Origin of the sequence: Billgrantia endophytica (genome assembly GCF_002879615.1) — a bacterium.
GTDB lineage: Bacteria > Pseudomonadota > Gammaproteobacteria > Pseudomonadales > Halomonadaceae > Halomonas > Halomonas endophytica.
Window position 1 is genome coordinate 203,290 of record NZ_PNRF01000028.1, and the last position, 20,507, is coordinate 223,796.

A 20,507-nucleotide genomic window follows, 5' to 3' on the forward strand; every position below is an offset into this window, starting at 1 on the left:
CAATTCGATTCGTACGGCGTGCGGCCCGCGTCAGGTGAGGGGGCCATTCGCAAGTCGCAGGGCCAGGCTGTTGGCCAACCCGTCACGGGCCAGGCTCTGCTGGTCGCGCTCCTCGCGCAGGAATTTCACGGTGACGCTGTTCCCGGCCAGCTCATCCTCGCCTAGCAGCAGCGCCAGCTGGGCACCACTCCTGTCGGCCTTCTTGATCCGGCTCTTGAAACTGCCACCCCCACAGTGAAGCTGCAGGCTTAGCCCGGGCAGCTCGGTGCGCAACTGTTCGGCCAGCAACATGGCATCGGCGGTGGCGCTATCATCCATGGGCAGCAGGTAGACGTCCAGTTCGGGCAGGGCGCCGTCGGGAATGAGCCCAAGCGTCTGTAGCAGCAGCACCAGCCGTTCGATACCCATGGCGAAGCCTACGGCAGGCGTGGGCTTGCCGCCGAGCTGTTCCACCAGGCCATCATAGCGGCCGCCGGCGCAGACGGTGCCTTGGCTGCCCAATGCCGTGGTCGTCCATTCGAAGACGGTGCGGCAGTAATAATCCAGCCCACGCACCAGGCGTGGGTTGATCGTGTAGTCGATGCCGGCCGCCTCGAGGGTGGCGGTGAGCCGCTCGAAGTGATGCCGTGACGCATCGTCGAGGTGATCCATGAGCCGCGGTGCATCGGCCAGCATGTCGGCCATGGCGGGGTTCTTGGAATCCAGGATACGCAGCGGATTGCTGGTCAGCCGGCGCAGCGAGTCCTCGTCGAGCTGGTCGCGGTGCTGCTCGAAATAGGTGACCAGAGTGTCACGATAGGCGGCGCGCGCCTCGTTGGAGCCCAGCGAATTGAGCTCCAGGGTGACGTGGTCGAGCAGGCCCAGGTCCTTCCACAGGCGCGCCGAGAGCAGGATCACCTCGGCATCGATGTCGGGGCCGTCCAGGCCGAAGGCTTCCACCCCTACCTGATGGAACTGCCGATAGCGGCCTTTCTGGGGGCGCTCGTGGCGGAACATCGGGCCCTGGTACCACAGCCGCTGGGTCTGGTTGTGCAGCAGGCCGTGCTCCATGGCGGCGCGCACGCAGCTCGCCGTGTTCTCGGGGCGCAGGGTCAGGCTGTCGCCGTTGCGATCCTCGAAGGTATACATCTCCTTCTCGACGATGTCGGTGACCTCGCCGATGGAACGGGCGAACAGGGCGGTCTGCTCGACGATGGGCGTGCGAATCTCGGCATAGCCGTAGCGTTGCATCAACGCCCTCACCTTGCCCTCGAAGTACTGCCACAGCGGTGACTGGTCCGGCAGCAGGTCGTTCATGCCACGAATGGCCTGGATTCTTTTCTTGCTTGCTTCGGGCTTGCTCAATGCGTGCTCCTTGTCGTCGCCGGCTCACTGGCTGCGGGCGATCACGTCCTGTTCGGCCTGTTGCTTCTCACGAACCTTGTCGCGGATCAGCCGCTCCAGGTCGTCGACCAGATGATCGTTGCGCAGCTTGGAAGCGGGTTTGCCGTCGATGTAGACGAGGTTGGCGGGGCTGCCGCCGGTCAGGCCGATATCGACCTCCTTCGCCTCGCCCGGGCCGTTGACCACGCAGCCAATGACGGAAACGTCCAGCGGCGTCATGATGTCTTCCAGGCGCTCTTCCAGGGCGTTCATGGTGCCGATGACATCGAAGTTCTGCCGCGAACAGCTGGGACAGGCGATGAAGTTGATACCCTTGCTGCGCAGGCGCAGGCTCTTGAGCATGTCGAAGCCGACCTTGATCTCCTCGACCGGGTCGGCGGCCAGCGACACGCGGATGGTGTCGCCGATGCCGTCCATCAGCAGCATGCCCAGGCCGATCGACGACTTGACGGTGCCCGAACGCAGCCCGCCCGCCTCGGTGATGCCCAGGTGCAGGGGCTGCTCGATGAGCGTGGCCAGTTGACGATAGGCCGCCACGGCCATGAAGACGTCGCTGGCCTTGACGCTGACCTTGTACGCCTGGAAGTCGAGGCGATCCAGATGGTCGATATGGCGCATGGCCGATTCCACCAGGGCTTGCGGGGTGGGCTCGCCATATTTCTTCTGCAGGTCCTTCTCCAGCGAGCCGGCGTTGACGCCGATGCGGATCGGGATGCCGTTGTCACGGGCGGCGCTGACCACGGCTCGGACCCGGTCCTCGCGTCCGATGTTGCCGGGATTGATGCGCAGGCAGTCGACGCCGAGCTCGGCGACGCGCAGGGCGATCTTGTAATCGAAGTGGATGTCGGCGACGAGCGGCACGCCCACTTCGCGCTTGATCTTGCCGAAGGCTTCGGCGGCGTCCATGTCGGGCACGGAGACGCGTACGATATCGGCCCCGGCGGTTTCCAGCTGGCGAATCTGGGCCACGGTGGCGGCCACGTCCAGGGTATCGGTGTTGGTCATGCTCTGTACGGCAATGGGGGCATCGCCCCCTACCGGTACCTGGCCAACGTGGATCTGGCGTGACTTGCGCCGAATGATGGGGGATTGGGCATGCATGATGACGAAATCATTCTCCCAGAGTGAAGCGGGCGACGTTGTTGGCGCCGGCACGGGCGCCGAGGTCGACGCTCTCGCCGCGCCAGATCAGCTCGACGCCGGTGGCGTTGCCCACGGTCAGGCGGAAGGGCGGATCACCTTCGACGCTTGCCGTGGTACCGGGTTCCTGGAGTCCGACGAAGACACGCTGGTTGTTGGCGTCGAAGATCTCGGTCCAGGACTGCTCGTTGAAGGTCAGCTCCATCATGCGCACGTCGGCAGCGGAAACGGCCTCGGCCGGCTCGGGCTCCTCTTCGACCACGATGTCGGTGGTTTCGGTCGGTGTCTCGGTCGTGCTCTCGCCGATCGCGGCGACAACCTGTTCGGCGGCGGTGGCATCGACCGTGACGGACAGGGACGGGGCCGCCGGCGCTTCGGTGCCGATCGGGTCGATGCCCTCTTCGGGCAGGGGCGGCAAGCCCTCGTCGACCTGGGGTCGGGGTTCTTCCTCCACGATGGTCGTGGTGCCGTCCAGCGTGTCTACCGAGACGGGGCTGCTGTCATCCACGTTGAGCGGCTCGTTGCCGTCGCGGCTTTGCCACCACAGCAGGGTCAGGCCGATCAGGCCCGCAATCACCAGCAGGGTGACGAGCTTGAACAGCCAGGCACCGATGCGTGAAGGGGGGCGGGTGACATGTACCGGTGTGACCCGCTGCTCCACTTCCTGGCTACCGAAGCGGCTGGCATAGGCTTCCAGCACGGGGCGGTCTTCCATGCCCAGCAGGCGGGCATAGGCACGCAGGTAGCCGCGGCGATAGGCCGCAATCGGCACCTGTTCGTAATTGTCTTCTTCCAGCCCAACCACGACGGCAGGCCGCAGGTTGAGCGCCGTGGCCACTTCTTCCCGGGCCAGGCCCTGTGATTCACGCTCGCGGCGCAGCAGCTCCCCTGGAGACTCCTGAGGCCCGAAGTCGACGACATCGGTGTTGTGGGTGTCGCTCATGGCTGAGCATCCTTCGTCAATAATTGTTGATCAAGGGGCATCACGCATGATGTCCGAGTCAGAAATGACGGCTGAGTTCTCGCCGCGGGCAACGGCAATGTCCTGAGCCAGCTCTTGGGCGTCCAGAGTCATGCCGGCCAGGCGTATAAAGACCTCGAGCTGCTGCTGGGCCTGATCGGGGTTGCCCTGTGACAGCTCCAGCTCAGCCAGAGTGAAATAGCTGCTCGGATTGCGCGGGTCGAGGCTCCGGGCGCGCGCGAGACTTTGACGCGCCGATGCCATATCGCCCAGTTCCCAGCGGCATCGGCCCAGGTTGGTGAACAACTGGGCACGGCTCGCGTATTGGATATCCCGGGAGGCCAGCTCGAGCTGCTCGCAGGCCTCGCGTATGCGGCCACGATCATAGAGAAACGCTGCATAGTTGTTGCGTGCTCGGGTAAAGCCAGGGTTCGTGTTCAGGGCCTGTCGAAAGGTGTCGTCGGCCAGTTCGTGCTCCCCCTGGCGTTGATAGACGATGGCCATGGCCTGCAGGGCCTCGGGGTCACGGGGCGCCATCTCCAGGGCGCGGTTCAGGGCCGCCATGGCCCGCGGCAGGTTGTCCCGTTCCAGATAGGCCATTCCTAGCCGGGTGTAGGCCTCGGCCGGTTCCGGAGGGCTGCCGTCATCCGGCTCGGGCTGAGTGGCGCAACCAGTGAGCCACACCGATCCCGCCAGCATCGCCACCAGCGGAAGTGGCTTGAATCGGAGTGGCAGGCGGCGGCAGCGCGTCATGGCATTCTCTTGAAAAGGGGCCCGATCGGCAGTGTTTCCCGACTCGTCATCCGGCAACTGTCACGCGACGTGGCCGGTAAAAAAAGCCTGTCCATCAAAGCGCCGTGACGTGTTGAAGTCAAGACGGGTGCCCGCTTCAGTCGGCATCGATCTGTATCGAGCGGATATAGCGCTCATGCCGTTTGGTTCGATCCTTCACCCGGCCCACCAGCTGACCGCAGGCAGCGTCGATATCGTCGCCCCGCGTGCTGCGGATCGGCGCCGTGTAGCCCAGCTCGTACAACCACTGCTGGAAGCGCATCGTCTGGTTGCGCGACGGCTTCTCGTAGCCCGAGTGGGGGAACGGGTTGAACGGAATCAGGTTGATCTTGCAGGGCAGCTCTCGCAGCAATTCAGCGAGTTGCTCGGCGTGCTCCTGTTGATCATTGACGTCCTTGATCAGAGTGTATTCGATCGTGACCATCCGCGTATCGTCGCACTTGGCGAGATAGCGCTGGCAGGCGTCCAGCAGGGCGCGGATGTTGTACTTGCGATTCAGTGGCACCAGCTTGGTGCGCAGCTCGTCGGTGGCGGCATGCAGTGAAATCGCCAGGCTCACGTCGAGCTCGTCGCCGAGCCTGTCGAGCATCGGGACCACGCCCGACGTGGAGAGCGTGACTCGGCGCTTCGACAATCCATAGCCGTTATCGTCCAGCATCAGCTTCATGGCTGGCACGACGTTGTCATAATTCAGCAGCGGCTCGCCCATGCCCATCATCACCACGTTGGTGACCGGACGATTGGCGGTATCCCGGCGCGGACCGAAGCTGTTGCTTGCCACCCATACCTGGCCGATGATCTCGGCGCTGGAAAGGTTGCGCTGAAAACCCTGCTTACCGGTGGAGCAGAAGCTGCAGTCCAGCGAGCAGCCCACCTGCGATGAGACGCACAGGGTGCGACGCTTGCCGCTCTCGGCGGGTATCAGCACGGTTTCCACGTAGCTGCCGTCCTCCACTTCCAGCACCCACTTGCGAGTGCCGTCACTGGACGTGCCTTCGTAGACCACGCCGGGCCCGCGAATTTCCGCCACCTCGGCCAGCCGTGTGCGCAGTGCCTTGGAGAGATTTGTCATGGCCGCGAAGTCGTCACAACCTTCGTGGTGAATCCATTTCATCATCTGGGCGGCACGGAATTTCTTCTCGCCGATGGAGAGGAAGAAGGCTTCCAGCTCCTCGCGGGTCATGCCGAGCAGGTTGGTGCGTTGGGCGATGGTGTCGGTCATGGTATCAGGCACATCGGAGGGGCAGGGGCGGGGGCGTCGAGGCCCCCGCGAGGCAAGTGGCGAGCCGGGCCTCAGCGCGGGCAGAGTTCGTCGGCGCTGAAGAAATAGGCCACTTCACGCTCGGCGGAAGCCGGGGAGTCGGAGCCGTGGACGGCATTGGCGTCGATGGTTTCGGCGAAGTCGGCGCGGATGGTGCCCGGTGCGGCATCCTTGGGGTTGGTGGCACCCATCAGGTCACGGTTCCTGGCGATGGCATCTTCACCTTCCAGCACCTGCACGACGACCGGGCCGGAGGTCATGAAGCCGACCAGATCCTTGAAGAAGGGACGCTCCTTGTGTTCGGCGTAGAAACCACCGGCCTTCTCCTCGGAGAGGTGCAGCATCTTGGCGGCCACGACCTTGAGGCCGGCCTTCTCGAAGCGGGCGATGATCTCGCCGATGGCATTCTTGGCGACGGCGTCGGGCTTGATGATGGACAGAGTGCGTTCAATTGCCATGGGGCCTGTCTCCGTTGGCAGTTCTTATGGGGATAGCGCCACGCAGCGCCGGTTCTCGGAAGGAGCCGGCGCAACGCGGCGCTACGAATATAAAAGGTACGTTCAGCGTCGTTCGCTGGATCAGCGCGACGCGTCGGCGCAAAGGCAGTGGGCGCAGAGTATAACGCCCCCGGTGGACGTTGAACAATCGTATGTCGTGCGGGCCTCGCTATACCGTGAAGCTCTCGCCGCAGCCACACTGATCCTTGACGTTGGGGTTGTTGAAACGGAAGAAGCGGTTGAGTCCCTCCGAGACGTAATCGACTTCACTGCCGTCGAGCATCTCGAGCGCGTCGGGGGCGACGAAGACCGTCACGCCGTGGTCCTCGAAGGCGATGTCGTCGTTGGCCGCCTCGTCGGCGAAGTCGAGCACGTAGCTATAGCCCGAGCAGCCGCTGGGCTTGACGGAAACCCTCAGGCCCAGCCCCTGGCCGCGCTCCTCGAGCACCCGTTGGATCTGCTCGGCGGCGGTGGTGGTGATCGAAAGATGCGCCATGATCGTTCTCCTGCTTGAGTGAGCGGGGCCGGCGTTCGTCTAGCGACGCAGCCCCGGGAGGGCATGGTGCAGGGCATCCAGCGCGCTGTCGATATCGGCCTCGGTGGTGAAGCGGCCGAAACTGAAACGCAACGAGGCCAATGCCAGGCGGCGAGGTACGCCAATACCCTTCAATACATAGGATGGCTCGACACTCGCCGAATTGCAGGCCGAGCCGGTCGAAAGCGCAATATTTCGTAGCGCCATCAACAGGGATTCTCCATCGACACCCTCGAAGGCCAGATTGAGAATGTTGGGAACTGCCACTTCGAGGGCGGTATTGCAGTGAATGCCATCAAGGTCCGACAGGCCATCGAGCAGACGGTTCCGTAGCGTCAGGACATGGGCCTGGTCGGACTCGCCCTCCTGGGCAACCAGGGCGAAGGCCTCTCCCATGCCGGCGATCTGGTGAGTCGCCAGGGTGCCGGAGCGCATGCCGCGTTCGTGTCCGCCGCCGTGAATCAGCGCTTCCAGGCGGATATCCGGGCTACGCTTGACGTACAGCACCCCGACGCCCTTGGGACCATAGGTCTTGTGGCCGGAGAGTGACATCAGGTCGATGCCGAGGCGTTTCACATCGAGCGGGATCCGTCCCACCGCCTGGGCGGCATCCACATGGAAGAGCGCGCCGCCGGCATGGGCGACCTCGGACAGGGCGGGCAGGTCATGGATGCAGCCCAGTTCGTTGTTGACCGCCATCAGCGACACCAGAACGGTATCGGCGCGCATGGCGTCACGCAACTGGCCGGGGGTGATTCGCCCATCGGCGCCAGGCGTCAGCCAGGTCACCTCGAAGCCCTCGGTTTCCAGGGCATGGGCGGTATCCACCACCGCCTTGTGTTCGATGATCGAGGTGATCAGATGACCGCCCTTGTTGCGGTTCGCACGCATGTAGCCGATCAGCGCCAGGTTGTCGGCTTCTGTGGCGCCACTGGTCCAGACGATCTCGCGCGGGTCGGCACCGATCAGGTCCGCCACCTGACGGCGCGCGCTCTCCACGGCCTGCTCCGCCTGCCAGCCGGGCATGTGGCTGCGCGAGGCGGGATTGGCGAAGATGCCGTCCATGGTGAGATAGCGCTGCATCACCTCGGCAACGCGTGGGTCGACCGGGGTGGTGGCGGCATAATCGAGATAGGCGAGGGCGCTCATGGGCTCTCCATCTGTGATCGGGGTCTGGCTTCGGCTCTCGATCCGGCCACGGGCCCGGCTATGGGGCCTGGCTCCAGGTATCGGCTATCAGGGCGATGAGGTCAGGATGGTATTTTCATCCTTTCGGCTGCGCTGACGCTCGGCGATACGACGCACATCGCTGTTCTCGACCAGCTGGCTGAGGGTGATGCCATCGAGAAAGCCGCGAATCTGTTCGGAAAGATCGCACCACAGGTGATGGGTCAGGCAGGTGTCCCCCCGCTGGCAATCCGAGAGCCCCTGGCAACGGGTGGCATCCACGGACTCGTCTACCGCGTCGATGACCCGGGAAATCGAGATATCATCGGGTGCCATTGCCAGCAGGTAGCCGCCACCGGGGCCGCGCACGCTCTTGACCAGGGCCGCGCGGCGCAGACGCGCGAACAACTGCTCCAGGTAGGGCAGCGAAATTTCCTGGCGGCGTGAAATGTCGGCCAGGCACGTCGGGCCTTTCTCGGTATTCAAGGCCAGGTCGAGCATGGCGGTGACGGCATAGCGTCCCTTCGTGGTCAAACGCATGGCGGGCTCGTCAAACGCATGGGGAGCGTACCTCGGCGCCGCGTGTCGAACCGGCGCTCAGTGTGCGGCGTGGCCGGTGCGGCGGGCCACGGGTATCAGGCTGACATTATGGTAAAGCCCTAGTGTTGCGGTCAACCATTGCCTTGGTCGTCAGTTCGCTCGCCGCTTCTCTTTTCGGAGCGCTGGTTTTCCGCGGGCTTGGCGGCGGCGTGGTCTGTCCCGGTGGCCGACTCCGCCGGGGCGCACTCCTCCACGTCAGAGAGCATATCAGCAAAGTCTTCATCGCGTAGCGCCGGCAGGCGTCCGTCCCGATAGCCGGCGTCGAGTTTGCGCAGTGTGCCGCACATCCTCTCGATGCGCTCGTCCACGGCATGCATATGGTCCAGCATGGCCTGGATGGAGCGTGCCACCGGGTCGGGCATGTCCTCGCTGACGCCATAGGCATCGAAGCCGAACTTCTGGCAGATCGCCTCCCGCCGCGCCGGATCCACGTCGAGTGTCGCGGCCTCGTCGGGCTCCTCGCGCTTGACGATCTTGCCGGGAATACCCACCACCGTGGCCCCGGCGGGCACTTCCTTGGTCACCACGGCATTGGAGCCCACCTTGGCGCCGGCACCCACGGTGAAGGGGCCGAGAATCTTGGCGCCGGCACCGACGATCACGCCCTGCTCCAGGGTCGGGTGGCGCTTGCCCTTGTGCCAACTGGTGCCGCCCAGGGTCACGCCCTGGTAGAGGGTGACGTCGTCACCGACATTGGCGGTTTCGCCGATTACCACGCCCATGCCGTGGTCGATGAAGAAGCGCCGGCCGATCGTGGCCCCGGGGTGGATCTCGATACCGGTCAGCCAGCGAGAGAAGGTGGACAGGGTGCGACCCAGCCACTTGAGGTTCTTCTTCCAGAGCCAGTGCGCTAGCCGGTGGAGCAGCAGGGCATGGAGGCCCGGATAGTTGGTCAGCACTTCCAGGAAGTTGCGTGCCGCCGGGTCGCGGGCGAATACGCTGTTGATGTCTTCGCGCAGACGTTGAAACATGCGGCGGTCCTTGGGTGGCTGTTGGACGGTGCTCGTGGCGGTAACGGTCGAGCTGGTCTTTCATATTGGGGGTGAGGGGAGACGGCTTCAAGGCGTTGCGTCATTGCCTCCGCCGGCCTGCTTCTCCGTGGCGGTGAGTATCCCACGCAGGATGTTGAGCTCCATGCGTTCGGGGCGGGCACGCAGGGTGAAGCGCCGTAGCCGTGCCATCAACTGCCGTGGCAGGGCCGGGTCGTGGAAGCCGATGGCGACCAGTGTCCGCTCGAGATGGGCAAAGTAGTGCTCGAGCTCCTCATGGGTGGCCAGCGGCTGGGGCGGCTCCGGATCGGCGCCAGGGGCGGATTCCTGCTGCGCCAGCCAGGCCAGCCGGCACTCGTAGGCCAGTACCTGTACCGCGGTGGCCAGGTTCAGCGAACTGAAGTCGGGATTGGCCGGGATATGCACGTGGGCATGACAGCGCTGCAGCTCGGCATTGGAGAGGCCGCTGTCCTCGCGGCCGAAGACCAGTGCGATTCGCGCATCCTCGCCGGCCAGCTCCCCGGGCAGGCGCTCGCCCAACGCCCGGGGGGTGATCATCGGCCAGGGCAGGGTGCGTGAGCGGGCGCTGGCGCCCACCACCAGGGTGCAGTTCGACACCGCCTGTTCCAGGGTCTCGACCGTTCGGGCACCCCGAACGAGATGATCGGCACCCGATGCCCGGGAAACGGTATCGCTGGTCAGCGGCTCGCAGCGAGGTGCCACCAGGGCCAGATCGGAAAGTCCCATATTGTGCATGGCGCGAGCCGTCCCACCGATGTTGCCGGGGTGGCTGGTGCCGATCAGTACGATACGGATGCGGTCTAGCATGGTGATCCTGCCTGTCGCGTCACGGAAAAGAGGGCGCAGAGTCTACCATGTTCATCCGCGACGATGGCGCAAGCGGGCCGACTCTGCTAGGATTCGCGCCGACACGTTCGACCCGCGTGACGCGTTCGAACTAGCCTGTTCTTTAACACCACCGACGCTCCAAGGCCCGATCATGCATCCGATGGTCCAATTTGCGTTGCGCGCCACGCGCAGCGCCGCCGAACAGTTCCTGCGCATTCGTGAGCGCATCGAGAACTCTCACGAGGAACACAGCCTCGAGCGCCTGCTCGAGGACACCGCCCGCAATGCCGAGACGCTGATCGTTCGTCAGCTCAGCCGCGGTTATCCGCAGCACGGCATTTCCGGCCGCTTCACGCCCCATGGCTCCGGCGAGGGTGAGGGGCTGGACATCGAATGGCGGATCGAGCCTTTCCACGGGTATTCCAGCCTGGGCGTGGCCGGCAAGGGGTTCGCCCTGTCGCTGGTCTGCCTGGTGAAGGGGCGTCCGGAGCACGCGGTGGTGATCTGCCCCTTCAGTGACGACGAATACCTGGCCAGCCGTGGCCGTGGTGCCCAGCACAATGGCAAGCGCATGCGGGTACCCAAGATCACCACCCTTGCCGGCTCCCGCATGGCCATGAGCCTGCCCGACATCGATCGGCGTGCCCGTCATCTGCCTGCCTATCTGACCCTGATCCAGCAGCTTGCCCCTCAGGTCGAGTCCCAGTTGGCGACCGGCAGCGGCCTGCTGGACATGGCCGAACTGGCGGCGGGTCGGGTCGATGCCGCCTTTGTGCTGGGCCTCGAGGAACAGGATCGCCTGGTCGGTACCCTGCTGCTGAAGGAAGCCGGAGCGTTGATGGGGTCCCCCGACGGCAAGCCTGTCGTGGAGACCGAGGGTCAGTTGATGGCTGCCGGCCCGCGTTTGTACAAGGCGCTGGTGCAGCAGCTCAAGCCCCATTTCTGAAATGGCGTCCCCTCCTGGCTGGTCGAGTGTGGTGCCCCCTGCTGTCTTGGGCAGGGGGTCGCATCCTCCAGATGCAGAGCGTGCCGGACAAGCCGTTGCAACTGGTGTGTGGTTCCGAGTTGTTGCGTATAATCAGCGGGTTGCACTTTCATGTCTGGCGGTGATGGTGTACGTTGACTGGCTGCTTCGATGTGGCTCGCCCGAGCCTTGGGGCGGTCTGGGCTGATATTCTACCTGGGGCCTCGGCATGGGGCCTGAGCGGGATAGGCCTTTCCAGCAGCGTCTGGCTCGCCTCAATCTGCTGCTTATATAACAAGATACCTTGACTCGAAACGCTTGCCCGAGAGCCTCATGCTGCTATTGTCCCTGATTCTCGTCCCGTTTATCGGTAGTGCGATTGCCGCCCTGATGCCCGCCAACGCCCGCAACAGCGAGGCGTGGCTGGCCGGGGGGGTAACGTTGTTCGGCCTGCTTGTGACGGCCTATCTGTTCGCTCAGGTCGGTGACGGCGGAGTGGTGCGTTTCCACGCCGACTGGTTGCCCAGCCATGGTTTGAACTTCATCCTGCGCATGGATGGATTGGCCTGGCTGTTTTGCATGCTGATCCTGGGCATCGGCCTGCTGGTGGTAATCTATGCGCGCTATTACATGTCGCCGGCGGACCCGGTGCCACGCTTCTTCTCTTTCCTGTTGGCGTTCATGGGTTCGATGCTGGGCATCGTGCTGTCCGGCAATCTGATCCAACTGGTCGTTTTCTGGGAACTGACCAGCCTGACGTCGTTTCTGCTGATCGGCTACTGGCACCATCGTGCGGACGCCAGGCGCGGCGCGCGCATGGCCTTTACGGTCACCGCATCTGGGGGGCTGTGCCTGCTGGCCGGCGTGTTGATGCTCGGTCATATCGTCGGCAGCTATTCGCTGGATGTGGTGCTGGCCTCGGGTGACGCGGTGCGCGAGCACCCCTGGTATCTGCCCACGCTGGTACTGATTGCCCTCGGGGCGTTGACCAAGAGCGCGCAGTTCCCGTTCCACTTCTGGCTGCCGCATGCCATGGCGGCTCCCACGCCGGTATCGGCTTTCCTGCACTCCGCGACCATGGTCAAGGCGGGTATCTTCCTGTTGATGCGCCTTTGGCCCACCTTGTCGGGGACGCCGGAGTGGACCTGGATCATTGCTGGCGCGGGCCTCTGCACACTGTTGATCGGTGCGTTCTGCGCCATTTTTCAGCACGACCTCAAGGGACTGCTGGCTTACTCGACGATCAGCCACCTGGGGCTGATCACCGTGCTGTTGGGTATCGGTTCGCCGCTGGCGATGGTCGCGGCGATCTTTCACACCCTCAACCATGCCACTTTCAAGGCGTCGCTCTTCATGGCCGCCGGGATCATCGACCATGAGAGTGGCACGCGGGACATGCGCCACCTGCGCGGCCTTTACCGTGTGTTGCCCTATACGGCGACGTTGGCCATCGTCGCGAGTGCGGCCATGGCGGGCGTACCGTTGCTCAACGGCTTCCTGTCCAAGGAGATGTTCTTCGCCGAGGCGCTGGCGGTGGGGTCGGCGAGAAACTGGGGCATGTCGCTGGCGGCGATATTGATGGGCATCTTCAGCGTGGCCTATTCGCTGCGCTTCATTTATGTCTTCTTCGGCCCCCTGGCGACCGACTTGCCCAGGCAACCGCACGAGCCGCCGCGCTGGATGCGTTTTCCGGTGGAGTTTCTGGTGCTCTGCTGCCTGGTGGTCGGCGTGGCTCCGGGCTGGAGCGTTGGTCCTTTCCTGAACACCGCGGTGGTGTCGGTGCTGGGAGAGCGCACGCCGTATTACAGCCTCGCCGTCTGGCACGGCTTCAATCTGCCCTTGTTGATGAGCATTCTGGCGCTGGTCGGGGGTGTGGCGTTCTATACGCTGCTACGCCGACGCTACAACCTGATCCACTCCGACCGGGGGGTGCCACTGCTGTACCGCTTCAATGGCAAGCAAGCCTACGAAAGCACCATGCTGCGCCTGACCGCAAGCGCTGCATTGCTGGAGAGGTTGCTGAGCACCCGGCGCCTGCAGCCGCAGTTGCTGCTGCTCATGATCGCGCTTCTGGTGGTGCCGATGCTGTTGGTCAATCCCTTGTCGAACCTGGATTTTCCTGGCATCGGTGAGTTTCATCCGATGTTTGCCATGCTGTGGCTGATTGGCTGTGCCTGTGCCATCGCTGCCGCCTGGCAGGCCAAATACCACCGGCTTGCCGCCCTGAGCCTGGTCGGGGGCGCCGGCATCGTCACCAGTATGACCTTCCTGTGGCTGTCGGCGCCTGACCTGGCGCTGACGCAGTTGATGGTGGAGACCGTCACCACGGTATTGATCCTGCTGGGGCTGCGCTGGCTGCCGCCCCGGATTGTGCCGCGTGAGCTGAATTTCCAGGCACCTCGGAGTGCTTGGCTGCGCCGCGGGCGGGACCTGGTGATCGCCGTGGTGGCAGGGCTCGGCATGTGTCTGGTCAGCTATGCGGTATTGATGCGCCCGGCAGCGCCCGACGGGATTTCCGACTTCTTTCTGACACGTGCCATGTCGGAAGGCGGCGGTAGCAATGTCGTCAATGTACTGCTGGTGGATTTCCGCAGTTTCGACACCCTGGGAGAAATCGCCGTTCTGGCGATCGTGGCGTTGACGGTGTATGCCCTGTTGCGGCGCTTCCGCCCGGCACCTGAAAGTGTGCCGATACCCGCCCAGCAGGCCAACAGCGTCGATCCGGCAGCCGGACAGACCCCATCCCAGCAGGTAACCAGTGGCTACCTGATGGTACCGAGCGTCTACCTGCGGTTGCTGTTTCCCATCATGGGCGTCATCGCGGCCTATTTCTTCATCCGTGGGCATAACCTGCCCGGTGGCGGCTTTGTCGCCGGCCTGACCTTCGCCGTGGCGATCATCGTGCAGTACATGCTGGCGGGTACGGTTTGGGTCGAAACCCACCTGCGTCTGCAACCGCATCGCTGGATCGCGCTGGGCCTTGTCACGGCCTGCCTGACAGGGCTTGGCGCCTGGTGGTTTGGCTATCCCTTCCTGACCAGCCATACCGCACATGTCACCTTACCGTTATTGGGAGAGATCCACTTGCCCAGTGCCTTCATCTTCGACCTGGGAGTCTTCGGCGTCGTGGTCGGAGCGACCATTCTGATCCTGGTGGCCCTGGCCCATCAGTCGGTTCGTAGTCACCGCCTGCCAGCCGGTGGCACGGCGCCTCGCTCGCCAGGCAGGGAGGTCCGGTAATGGAAGCCATCCTTTCCATCTCCATCGGCGTCATGTTCGGCTCGGGCGTGTGGCTGGTCTTGCGCCCTCGAACCTTCCAGGTGATCACCGGGCTGCTGCTCATTTCCTATGCGGTCAACCTGTTCATTTTCATCATGGGGCGGCTGTCGGTGAATCTCCCCCCGCTGACGCTGGGTGAGGGGGTGATCGATCCTGCGTTGTATGCCGACCCGTTGCCCCAGGCGCTGGTGCTCACTGCCATCGTGATCGGTTTCGCGACCACGGCGCTTTTTCTCGTCGTGATGATCGGTGCCAGAGGGCTGACGGGAACCGATCATGTCGATGGCAAGGAGTCGGATAAATGAGCCTTGCCTGGGTGCAGCACCTGATGTTGGCGCCAGTGTTGCTGCCGTTGCTGTGCGGTGCCTTGCTGATCCTGGTCAACGAACGACACCACCAGCGTAAGTTCGTCATCAATCTGATAAGCACCGTGAGCCTGCTGGTGGTGTCGTTGGTGTTGCTCCAGCTGTCGGACGGCGAGTTCTGGACCGACGGGATCGGGGTCTACCTTTCCGCCAACTGGGCCGCTCCTTTTGGTGTGGTGCTGCTGATAGACCGCTTGAGCGCGGTCATGCTGCTGCTGACGTCGGCACTGGCATTGGCATCCCTGGTTTTTTCGATGACGCGCTGGAGCCGGATCGGCGTTCACTTCCATTCGCTATTCCAGTTCCTGTTGATGGGCATCAACGGGGCCTTTCTCACCAACGACCTGTTCAACCTGTTCGTGTTCTTCGAGGTGATGCTGGCGGCCTCCTACGGCCTGGTGCTGCACGGCTACAACGGTGTGCGCATTCGCGCCGGCATGCAGTACATCGTGATCAATCTGATAGCGTCGTTTTTCTTCCTGATCGGTGTGGCGCTCATCTATGCCACTGCCGGCACGCTGAACATGACGGACCTGGCGGTACGCGTCTCTACTCTGGAAGCCGACGAGCTGGTGTTGCTGAAGGTTGGCGTGACCATCCTGGCACTGGCTTTTCTGACCAAGAGCGCGATGTGGCCGTTGGGCTTCTGGCTGCCCACCACCTACGCGGCCGCCTCGCCCCCTGTCGCGGCCATGATGGTATTGATGACCAAGATTGGGGTCTATGTCGTACTGCGACTCTGGCTGCTGGTGTTCTCCGAGGGGGCGGCGGCGGGGTTCGGCTTTGGCGCCTTGCTGTGGGGTGGGCTGGCGACGCTGGCCTTTGGCACCATCGGCTTGCTGGCTAGCCAGGAGCCGGGGCGCATGGCGGGATATGCCGCGGTCGTTTCTTCCGGCACGTTGCTGGCGGCAGTCGGCTATGGTCAGCCCTCGTTGATCGGAGCGGCGCTCTTCTACCTGATCAGCTCGACCCTGGCGGTATCGGCGTTCTTGCTGCTGATCGAATTGATCGAGCGTATCAGAACGCCCAGTGCCGCCATGCTGGCATTGACCATGGAGGCCTTCGCGGTGGAGGACTCGCCCGAGGAACCCGTCGGCGTGGCGATCCCGGGGGCGCTGGCCTTCCTGGGGCTGTCGCTCGCTGGCTGTGCGCTGGTCATTACCGGGCTGCCACCACTATCGGGCTTCATCGCCAAGTTTGGGTTGCTGCATGCCCTGCTCAACCCTGGGCCGGGAGGCGGGAGTGGAATGGTCACCTGGGTGTTGCTGGTACTTGTCGTGCTTTCCGGACTGGCGGGCATCATCTCGTTGATGCGCTTCGGGGTGCGTACCTTCTGGGCCGCCAAGAACGTGACGCCGCCGCGCCTGCAGCTTGCCGAAGTGATGCCGGTCAGCCTGTTGCTACTGCTTTGTGTCATGCTGACCGTGAAAGCTGGCCCGGCCATGGATTACCTTGAGCGCAGTGCGGCGTCTCTTCACCAGCCCGAGACTTATGTCCAGCGCGTGCTGTTTGAGCCTGTCGTGTTGCGAGAGGCAATCGAGGGAGAACGTCCATGAACCGCTGGTTTCCATCACCCCCGCTTTCCATCGCGCTGCTGACCGTATGGTTGCTGTTGAACCAGAGCCTGGCACCGGCTCATCTGCTGCTTGGCACCTTTCTTGCCGTTGTCGTCCCCCTGCTGTCCAGACCGCTGCGGCCGCTGGCGCCCGTACCGTTCAGGAAGCCGGTGGTGATGGCGCGTCTGCTGGCCTCGTCGCTGGTGGAGATAGTGCGCTCCTGCTTCAACGTCAGCCGTATCATCCTGTTCACAAAACCGAAAGGCCTGAATTCCCAGTTCATCCGGGTGCCGCTGGATCTCAAGAACCCCCATGGGCTGGCACTGTTGTCATGCCTCATCAATTCGACGCCGGGTACCGTATGGGTGGAGATACTGCCGGGTACCCACGACCTGGCGCTGCATGTCTTCGACCTGCACGACGAGCAGTGGTGGATTGATACCATCAAGACACGTTACGAGCAGCCATTGATCGAGATTTTTGATTATTAGAGGGAGGTCCCATGGCGACACTCTTGTCCCTGGCCATCGGTTTTACGCTGCTGTGCATCATCCTGGCCATGTTGCTCTGCACCATCCGGCTGCTGCTCGGGCCGGCGGCTCAGGATCGGGTGCTGGCGCTGGATACGCTGTGGATGTGTGCGATGCTGCTGTCATTGGCCCTTGGCCTGCGCTATGGCAGCTTGATCTATTTCGAGGCAGCCATGCTGATAGCGTTGACGGGCTTCGTGTCGACGATAGCACTGGCCAAATTCCTGATGCGAGGGGAGGTGGTCGAATGAATCTTGGCATCGATACGGTGACGCCGTGGGTGGGCCTGCCGGTGGTCATGTTGCTGCTGCTGGGTAGCATCATCGTGCTGATAGGAGCCTTGGGGCTGGTGCGCTTGCCCAACTTCTATCAGCGGATCCATGGTCCGGCGATCACCATTACGCTGGGTGCCGGCTGTATCTTGATCGCCTCGATGATCTTCTTCACCGCGCTGCAGTCGCGCTTGGTGATTCATGAGCTGTTGATCACGGCATTCGTACTGTTGACGGCGCCGGTAGTGGCCATGCTGATCATGCGGGCCGCCGTGTATCGCGACCTTCGCGCTGCCAGTAGAAATCACTCCCCGGGATCGGATGAGGTGTACCAATTTCCTCGTGAGAAGTGATCCGGCTTTTTTCGAGGCCCGCCTTCCTCCGTCTGCGTCACGGGCCAATGCCCGTGACGCATGCCCGGGAGAGGGCGGGTCACGTCAGGGCAGCTCTTCCTCGCCCTCTTCCAGCCCTGTTTCCTTCTTCGGCGGAATCAGGTCCTTGCGCTCCAGCTTGACGGCGAGCAGCAGGGCGGACGCCACGTAGATGGAGGAGAAGGTACCCACCACCACCCCGATGATCAGTGCGATCGAAAAGTAGTGGATCATGTCGCCGCCCAGCAGCAGCAGCGCCAGCAGCACCAGCAAGGTGGTGCCAGACGTCGCCAGCGTACGGGACAGGGTGAGGTTGATCGCTTCGTTGAAGATCGACGGCATGTCGTCGATGCGCGAGGTGCGGATCATCTCGCGGATTCGGTCGTAGATCACGATCGTGTCGTTGAGCGAGTAGCCGATCACCGCCAGCAGGGCCGCCAGTACGGTGAGGTCGAATTCGAGCTGGAGCAGCGAGAAGATACCGACCACGATGATCACGTCGTGCAACAGTGCCAGCACGGCACCGATGGCGAACTTGTACTGGAAGCGGAAGGCCACATAGACCATCACCATGCCCATCGCCACCAGCAGGCCCAGCCCGCTCTGGTCGCGCAGCTGTTCGCCGACCTGGGCGCCGACGAATTCGGCGCGTACCAGCTCGACCGCGTCGCCTTCGGCGCGCAGCAGTTCGACCACGCGGTTGCCGACTTCCGCATCGAAGGCTTGCTGCAGGCGGATCAGTACCTCGGTGGAGGCACCGAAGGTCTGCACCGAGACGTCGCGGAACTCGGCGGCTTCCAGGGCTTGGCGCACGGCATCCAGCGAGGGAGCCACGGCGTAGCGCACCTCTATCAGCGTGCCGCCGGTGAAGTCCAGCCCCAGGTTGAGCTGCTGGAACAGCAGCGAGGCGATCGACACCAGGAGCAGCAGGCAGGAGATCGCCAGGGCGATCCTGCGCTTGCCCATGAAGTCGAACTGTTTGTTGACGAGGGTTTTCATAACCACCTCATGTTGGAATGCCTTAGATCCATAGCTTCTTGACCGGTCTGCCGCCGTAGGTGAGGTTCACCAGTGCACGAGTCACCATCAAGGCGGTGAACATCGAGGTGATGATCCCCAGCGACAGGGTCACGGCGAAGCCCTTGACGGGGCCGGTGCCGATCGAGAACAGGATGATTGCCACCAGCAGGGTGGTGATGTTGGCATCGACGATGGAGGTGAAGGCGCGCTCGTAGCCAGCATGGATCGCCTGCTGGATCGACATCCCGCCACGCAGTTCTTCGCGTATTCGCTCGTAGATCAACACGTTGGCATCGACCGCCATGCCTATGGTCAGTACGATGCCGGCGATGCCCGGCAGCGTGAGGGTGGCGCCGAGCAGCGACATGCCGGCCACCACCATCATCAGGTTCAGGGCGAGCGCCACGTTGGCGAAGATGCCGAACACCTTGTAGCGGACCAGCATGAACAGCAACACCAGCAGCATGCCGATCTGCACCGACAATACGCCGCGCTGGATGTTCTCGGCGCCGAGGCTCGGGCCGATGGTGCGCTCTTGCACGAAGTAGATCGGTGCGGCCAGCGAGCCGGAGCGCAGCAGCAGGGCGAGCTCGGCCGCTTCGGTGGGCGAGTCGAGCCCGGTGATGCGGAAGCTGTTGCCCAGTGCACTCTGAATGGTGGCCAGGCTGATCAGGCCGCGTTCTGTATAGGGCTCGCGAACGGTGACTTCCTCACCGTCCTCCATCACGGTGCGTTCGCGGGTCTTGTGCTCGATGAACAGCACCGCCATGTTGCGACCGATATTGGTTCGCGTGGCGCGGTTCATCAGGGTGCCGCCGGTGCCGTCCAGGTTGATATTGACCTGGGGGCGGCCGTTCTCGTCGAAGCTGCGGCTGGCACTGGAGACGCTGTCGCCGCTAATGATCACGTCACGCATCAGGTCGGCGGTGCGCGACTCATCATTGCGGAAGCTGAAGGTCTCGGTTTCCATGTCCGGGGTGTCCGGACGTGCCTCGAGGCGGAATTCCAGGTTGGCGGTGGCGCCGACCACCCGCTTGGCGGCAACGGTATCCTGCACACCGGGCAGTTCCACCACGATGCGGTCCGGCCCCTGGCGCTGCACCATGGGCTCGGCCACCCCCAACTCGTCGACCCGGTTGCGCAGGGTCGTGAGGTTCTGGTTGATGGCGTAGTCCTGGAGTTCGCTGACGGCCTGGTCGGTCATGGTCATGACCAGCCGCGCACCGCGCCCGTCACCGGCGCTTTGATAGTCGAAGTCTCGGAACTCGCGGCTGATCAGGCGGCGGGCGTTGTCGCGGTCTTCTTCACTGGTGAAGGCGATGGAAATCGTGCGGTCTTCGATATCGGTACTGCGATAGCGGATACGCTCGCTGCGCAGCTGTTCACGTACGGCGCTGGCGTTGACCTCGAGACGCTGGGTCAGGGCGGCATCCATGTCCACTTCCAGCAGGAAGTGCACACCGCCACGCAGGTCCAGGCCCAGGGTCATGGGGGAGGCGGCAAATGACTGCAGCCAGGCCGGGGTCGATTCGGCGAGGTTCAGGGCGACCACGTAGTCGCCGCCAAGAATGTCGGCGATCCTGTCGCGGGAACGCAACTGGTCGTCGGAATCTTCCAGACGAATCAGGACCCGTGTGTCATCGCTTTCCACGGCCTTGATGTCGATACCGGCGTCAAGCAGCGACTCCTGGATACGTTCGAGCTGACTGTCGTCGATGGTGGCATCGCCGCTGGCGCTGCTGATCTGTACCGACGGGTCTTCCGGATAGAGGTTGGGCAGCGAGTAGACCAGGCCTACGAGCAGCACAATGACTATCAGCAGATACTTCCACAGGGGGTAACGGTTGAGCATGCGAGCCCTGCCCTTGGTTGCTGCAAACTGGTTGCTGAAACAGAGTGTGGGAAGAGAGGCTAACAGGACGACGACACGGCCGAATGCCCTGGAGCCCTGCAGGCGCCCGGAGCATCGGCCGGTG

At 63.4% G+C, this 20,507-nt stretch carries 20 protein-coding genes; 7 read left to right on the forward strand and 13 right to left on the reverse strand.

The features are described from left to right. Nucleotides 1-30: 30 nt before the first annotated feature. The 11 genes from hisS to trmJ all read right to left on the reverse strand — a co-directional run bounded on the left by hisS (nt 31) and on the right by trmJ (nt 10,153). Nucleotides 31-1,344, reverse strand: coding sequence for a histidine--tRNA ligase (gene hisS, locus C1H69_RS14185; protein ID WP_102654032.1), 1,314 nt, complete (start codon nt 1,342-1,344; stop codon nt 31-33). Nucleotides 1,345-1,368: 24 nt separating this feature from the next. Continuing rightward, the gene (gene ispG, locus C1H69_RS14190) at nt 1,369-2,484 is read right to left on the reverse strand and encodes a flavodoxin-dependent (E)-4-hydroxy-3-methylbut-2-enyl-diphosphate synthase (protein WP_102654033.1); all 1,116 of its coding nucleotides are present in this window, start codon (nt 2,482-2,484) and stop codon (nt 1,369-1,371) included. Nucleotides 2,485-2,494: 10 nt separating this feature from the next. Next, nucleotides 2,495-3,466 carry a RodZ domain-containing protein gene (locus tag C1H69_RS14195; protein ID WP_102654034.1) on the reverse strand — a complete coding sequence of 324 codons (972 nt, stop codon included), beginning with the start codon at nt 3,464-3,466 and terminating at the stop codon, nt 2,495-2,497. A 30-nt stretch (nt 3,467-3,496) separates the two neighbouring features. Continuing rightward, on the reverse strand, nt 3,497-4,237 hold the full coding sequence (gene pilW, locus C1H69_RS14200) for a type IV pilus biogenesis/stability protein PilW (protein WP_102654035.1): 741 nt from the start codon (nt 4,235-4,237) through the stop codon (nt 3,497-3,499). Nucleotides 4,238-4,373: 136 nt separating this feature from the next. Beyond that, nucleotides 4,374-5,498 (reverse strand): dual-specificity RNA methyltransferase RlmN, encoded by a 1,125-nt coding sequence (rlmN, locus tag C1H69_RS14205; RefSeq protein ID WP_102654036.1) that lies wholly within the window; start codon nt 5,496-5,498, stop codon nt 4,374-4,376. Between the two features lie 71 nt (nt 5,499-5,569). After that, nucleotides 5,570-5,995 (reverse strand): nucleoside-diphosphate kinase, encoded by a 426-nt coding sequence (gene ndk, locus C1H69_RS14210; RefSeq protein ID WP_102654037.1) that lies wholly within the window; start codon nt 5,993-5,995, stop codon nt 5,570-5,572. Nucleotides 5,996-6,203: 208 nt separating this feature from the next. Beyond that, nucleotides 6,204-6,530 (reverse strand): HesB/IscA family protein, encoded by a 327-nt coding sequence (locus tag C1H69_RS14215; RefSeq protein ID WP_102654038.1) that lies wholly within the window; start codon nt 6,528-6,530, stop codon nt 6,204-6,206. 39 nt (nt 6,531-6,569) lie between these two features. Beyond that, complete coding sequence (locus C1H69_RS14220) at nt 6,570-7,718, reverse strand: aminotransferase class V-fold PLP-dependent enzyme (protein WP_102654039.1); 1,149 nt, start codon at nt 7,716-7,718, stop codon at nt 6,570-6,572. An 87-nt stretch (nt 7,719-7,805) separates the two neighbouring features. Next, complete coding sequence (locus C1H69_RS14225) at nt 7,806-8,276, reverse strand: Fe-S cluster assembly transcription factor (protein ID WP_102654040.1); 471 nt, start codon at nt 8,274-8,276, stop codon at nt 7,806-7,808. A 131-nt stretch (nt 8,277-8,407) separates the two neighbouring features. Further along, nucleotides 8,408-9,307, reverse strand: a complete 900-nt coding sequence (cysE, locus tag C1H69_RS14230) for a serine O-acetyltransferase (RefSeq protein ID WP_102654041.1) — start codon at nt 9,305-9,307, stop codon at nt 8,408-8,410. Nucleotides 9,308-9,394: 87 nt separating this feature from the next. Beyond that, nucleotides 9,395-10,153, reverse strand: coding sequence for a tRNA (cytosine(32)/uridine(32)-2'-O)-methyltransferase TrmJ (trmJ, locus tag C1H69_RS14235; RefSeq protein WP_102654042.1), 759 nt, complete (start codon nt 10,151-10,153; stop codon nt 9,395-9,397). 172 nt (nt 10,154-10,325) lie between these two features. On the opposite strand from trmJ, the gene C1H69_RS14240 reads away from it, so the two are divergent. From C1H69_RS14240 to mnhG, 7 genes are all read left to right on the forward strand, one after another. After that, nucleotides 10,326-11,120, forward strand: a complete 795-nt coding sequence (locus C1H69_RS14240; RefSeq protein WP_102654043.1) for an inositol monophosphatase family protein — start codon at nt 10,326-10,328, stop codon at nt 11,118-11,120. Between the two features lie 351 nt (nt 11,121-11,471). After that, entirely contained in the window at nt 11,472-14,378 is a 2,907-nt protein-coding gene (locus C1H69_RS14245) for a monovalent cation/H+ antiporter subunit A (protein WP_102654044.1), read from the forward strand. Further along, nucleotides 14,378-14,722 carry a Na+/H+ antiporter subunit C gene (locus tag C1H69_RS14250; protein WP_102654045.1) on the forward strand — a complete coding sequence of 115 codons (345 nt, stop codon included), beginning with the start codon at nt 14,378-14,380 and terminating at the stop codon, nt 14,720-14,722. Before C1H69_RS14245 ends, C1H69_RS14250 begins: the two co-directional genes overlap by 1 nt. After that, nucleotides 14,719-16,338: a monovalent cation/H+ antiporter subunit D gene (locus tag C1H69_RS14255; protein WP_102654046.1), complete on the forward strand. Its 1,620-nt coding sequence runs from the start codon at nt 14,719-14,721 to the stop codon at nt 16,336-16,338. The genes C1H69_RS14250 and C1H69_RS14255 overlap by 4 nt, the downstream gene beginning before the upstream one ends. Further along, a complete protein-coding gene (locus tag C1H69_RS14260) occupies nt 16,335-16,829 on the forward strand; it encodes a Na+/H+ antiporter subunit E (RefSeq protein WP_102654047.1) in 495 nt (164 codons plus the stop codon). The genes C1H69_RS14255 and C1H69_RS14260 overlap by 4 nt, the downstream gene beginning before the upstream one ends. 11 nt (nt 16,830-16,840) lie before the next feature. Further along, a complete protein-coding gene (locus tag C1H69_RS14265) occupies nt 16,841-17,119 on the forward strand; it encodes a K+/H+ antiporter subunit F (protein WP_102654048.1) in 279 nt (92 codons plus the stop codon). Then, nucleotides 17,116-17,493, forward strand: a complete 378-nt coding sequence (gene mnhG, locus C1H69_RS14270) for a monovalent cation/H(+) antiporter subunit G (protein ID WP_102654049.1) — start codon at nt 17,116-17,118, stop codon at nt 17,491-17,493. The genes C1H69_RS14265 and mnhG overlap by 4 nt, the downstream gene beginning before the upstream one ends. 84 nt (nt 17,494-17,577) lie before the next feature. On the opposite strand, the gene secF is transcribed toward mnhG, so the two are convergent. Together secF and secD are read right to left on the reverse strand one after the other, a co-directional pair. Then, on the reverse strand, nt 17,578-18,510 hold the full coding sequence (gene secF / locus C1H69_RS14275) for a protein translocase subunit SecF (RefSeq protein WP_102654050.1): 933 nt from the start codon (nt 18,508-18,510) through the stop codon (nt 17,578-17,580). Nucleotides 18,511-18,532: 22 nt separating this feature from the next. After that, on the reverse strand, nt 18,533-20,383 hold the full coding sequence (gene secD / locus C1H69_RS14280; RefSeq protein WP_102654051.1) for a protein translocase subunit SecD: 1,851 nt from the start codon (nt 20,381-20,383) through the stop codon (nt 18,533-18,535). Nucleotides 20,384-20,507 lie beyond the last annotated feature (124 nt).

What these genes read in the sequence shown, in the direction of transcription:
- C1H69_RS14195 (WP_102654034.1), bottom strand. Translation starts at nt 3,466, where the DNA reads ATGAGCGACACCCACAACACCGATGTCGTCGACTTCGGGCCTCAGGAG.
- mnhG (WP_102654049.1), top strand. Translation starts at nt 17,116, where the DNA reads ATGAATCTTGGCATCGATACGGTGACGCCGTGGGTGGGCCTGCCGGTG.
- cysE (WP_102654041.1), bottom strand. Translation starts at nt 9,307, where the DNA reads ATGTTTCAACGTCTGCGCGAAGACATCAACAGCGTATTCGCCCGCGAC.
- C1H69_RS14250 (WP_102654045.1), top strand. Translation starts at nt 14,378, where the DNA reads ATGGAAGCCATCCTTTCCATCTCCATCGGCGTCATGTTCGGCTCGGGC.
- trmJ (WP_102654042.1), bottom strand. Translation starts at nt 10,153, where the DNA reads ATGCTAGACCGCATCCGTATCGTACTGATCGGCACCAGCCACCCCGGC.
- ispG (WP_102654033.1), bottom strand. Translation starts at nt 2,484, where the DNA reads ATGCATGCCCAATCCCCCATCATTCGGCGCAAGTCACGCCAGATCCAC.
- C1H69_RS14245 (WP_102654044.1), top strand. Translation starts at nt 11,472, where the DNA reads ATGCTGCTATTGTCCCTGATTCTCGTCCCGTTTATCGGTAGTGCGATT.
- C1H69_RS14220 (WP_102654039.1), bottom strand. Translation starts at nt 7,718, where the DNA reads ATGAGCGCCCTCGCCTATCTCGATTATGCCGCCACCACCCCGGTCGAC.
- C1H69_RS14215 (WP_102654038.1), bottom strand. Translation starts at nt 6,530, where the DNA reads ATGGCGCATCTTTCGATCACCACCACCGCCGCCGAGCAGATCCAACGG.
- C1H69_RS14260 (WP_102654047.1), top strand. Translation starts at nt 16,335, where the DNA reads ATGAACCGCTGGTTTCCATCACCCCCGCTTTCCATCGCGCTGCTGACC.
- C1H69_RS14255 (WP_102654046.1), top strand. Translation starts at nt 14,719, where the DNA reads ATGAGCCTTGCCTGGGTGCAGCACCTGATGTTGGCGCCAGTGTTGCTG.
- secF (WP_102654050.1), bottom strand. Translation starts at nt 18,510, where the DNA reads ATGAAAACCCTCGTCAACAAACAGTTCGACTTCATGGGCAAGCGCAGG.
- rlmN (WP_102654036.1), bottom strand. Translation starts at nt 5,498, where the DNA reads ATGACCGACACCATCGCCCAACGCACCAACCTGCTCGGCATGACCCGC.
- C1H69_RS14225 (WP_102654040.1), bottom strand. Translation starts at nt 8,276, where the DNA reads ATGCGTTTGACCACGAAGGGACGCTATGCCGTCACCGCCATGCTCGAC.
- ndk (WP_102654037.1), bottom strand. Translation starts at nt 5,995, where the DNA reads ATGGCAATTGAACGCACTCTGTCCATCATCAAGCCCGACGCCGTCGCC.
- C1H69_RS14240 (WP_102654043.1), top strand. Translation starts at nt 10,326, where the DNA reads ATGCATCCGATGGTCCAATTTGCGTTGCGCGCCACGCGCAGCGCCGCC.
- secD (WP_102654051.1), bottom strand. Translation starts at nt 20,383, where the DNA reads ATGCTCAACCGTTACCCCCTGTGGAAGTATCTGCTGATAGTCATTGTG.
- C1H69_RS14265 (WP_102654048.1), top strand. Translation starts at nt 16,841, where the DNA reads ATGGCGACACTCTTGTCCCTGGCCATCGGTTTTACGCTGCTGTGCATC.
- pilW (WP_102654035.1), bottom strand. Translation starts at nt 4,237, where the DNA reads ATGACGCGCTGCCGCCGCCTGCCACTCCGATTCAAGCCACTTCCGCTG.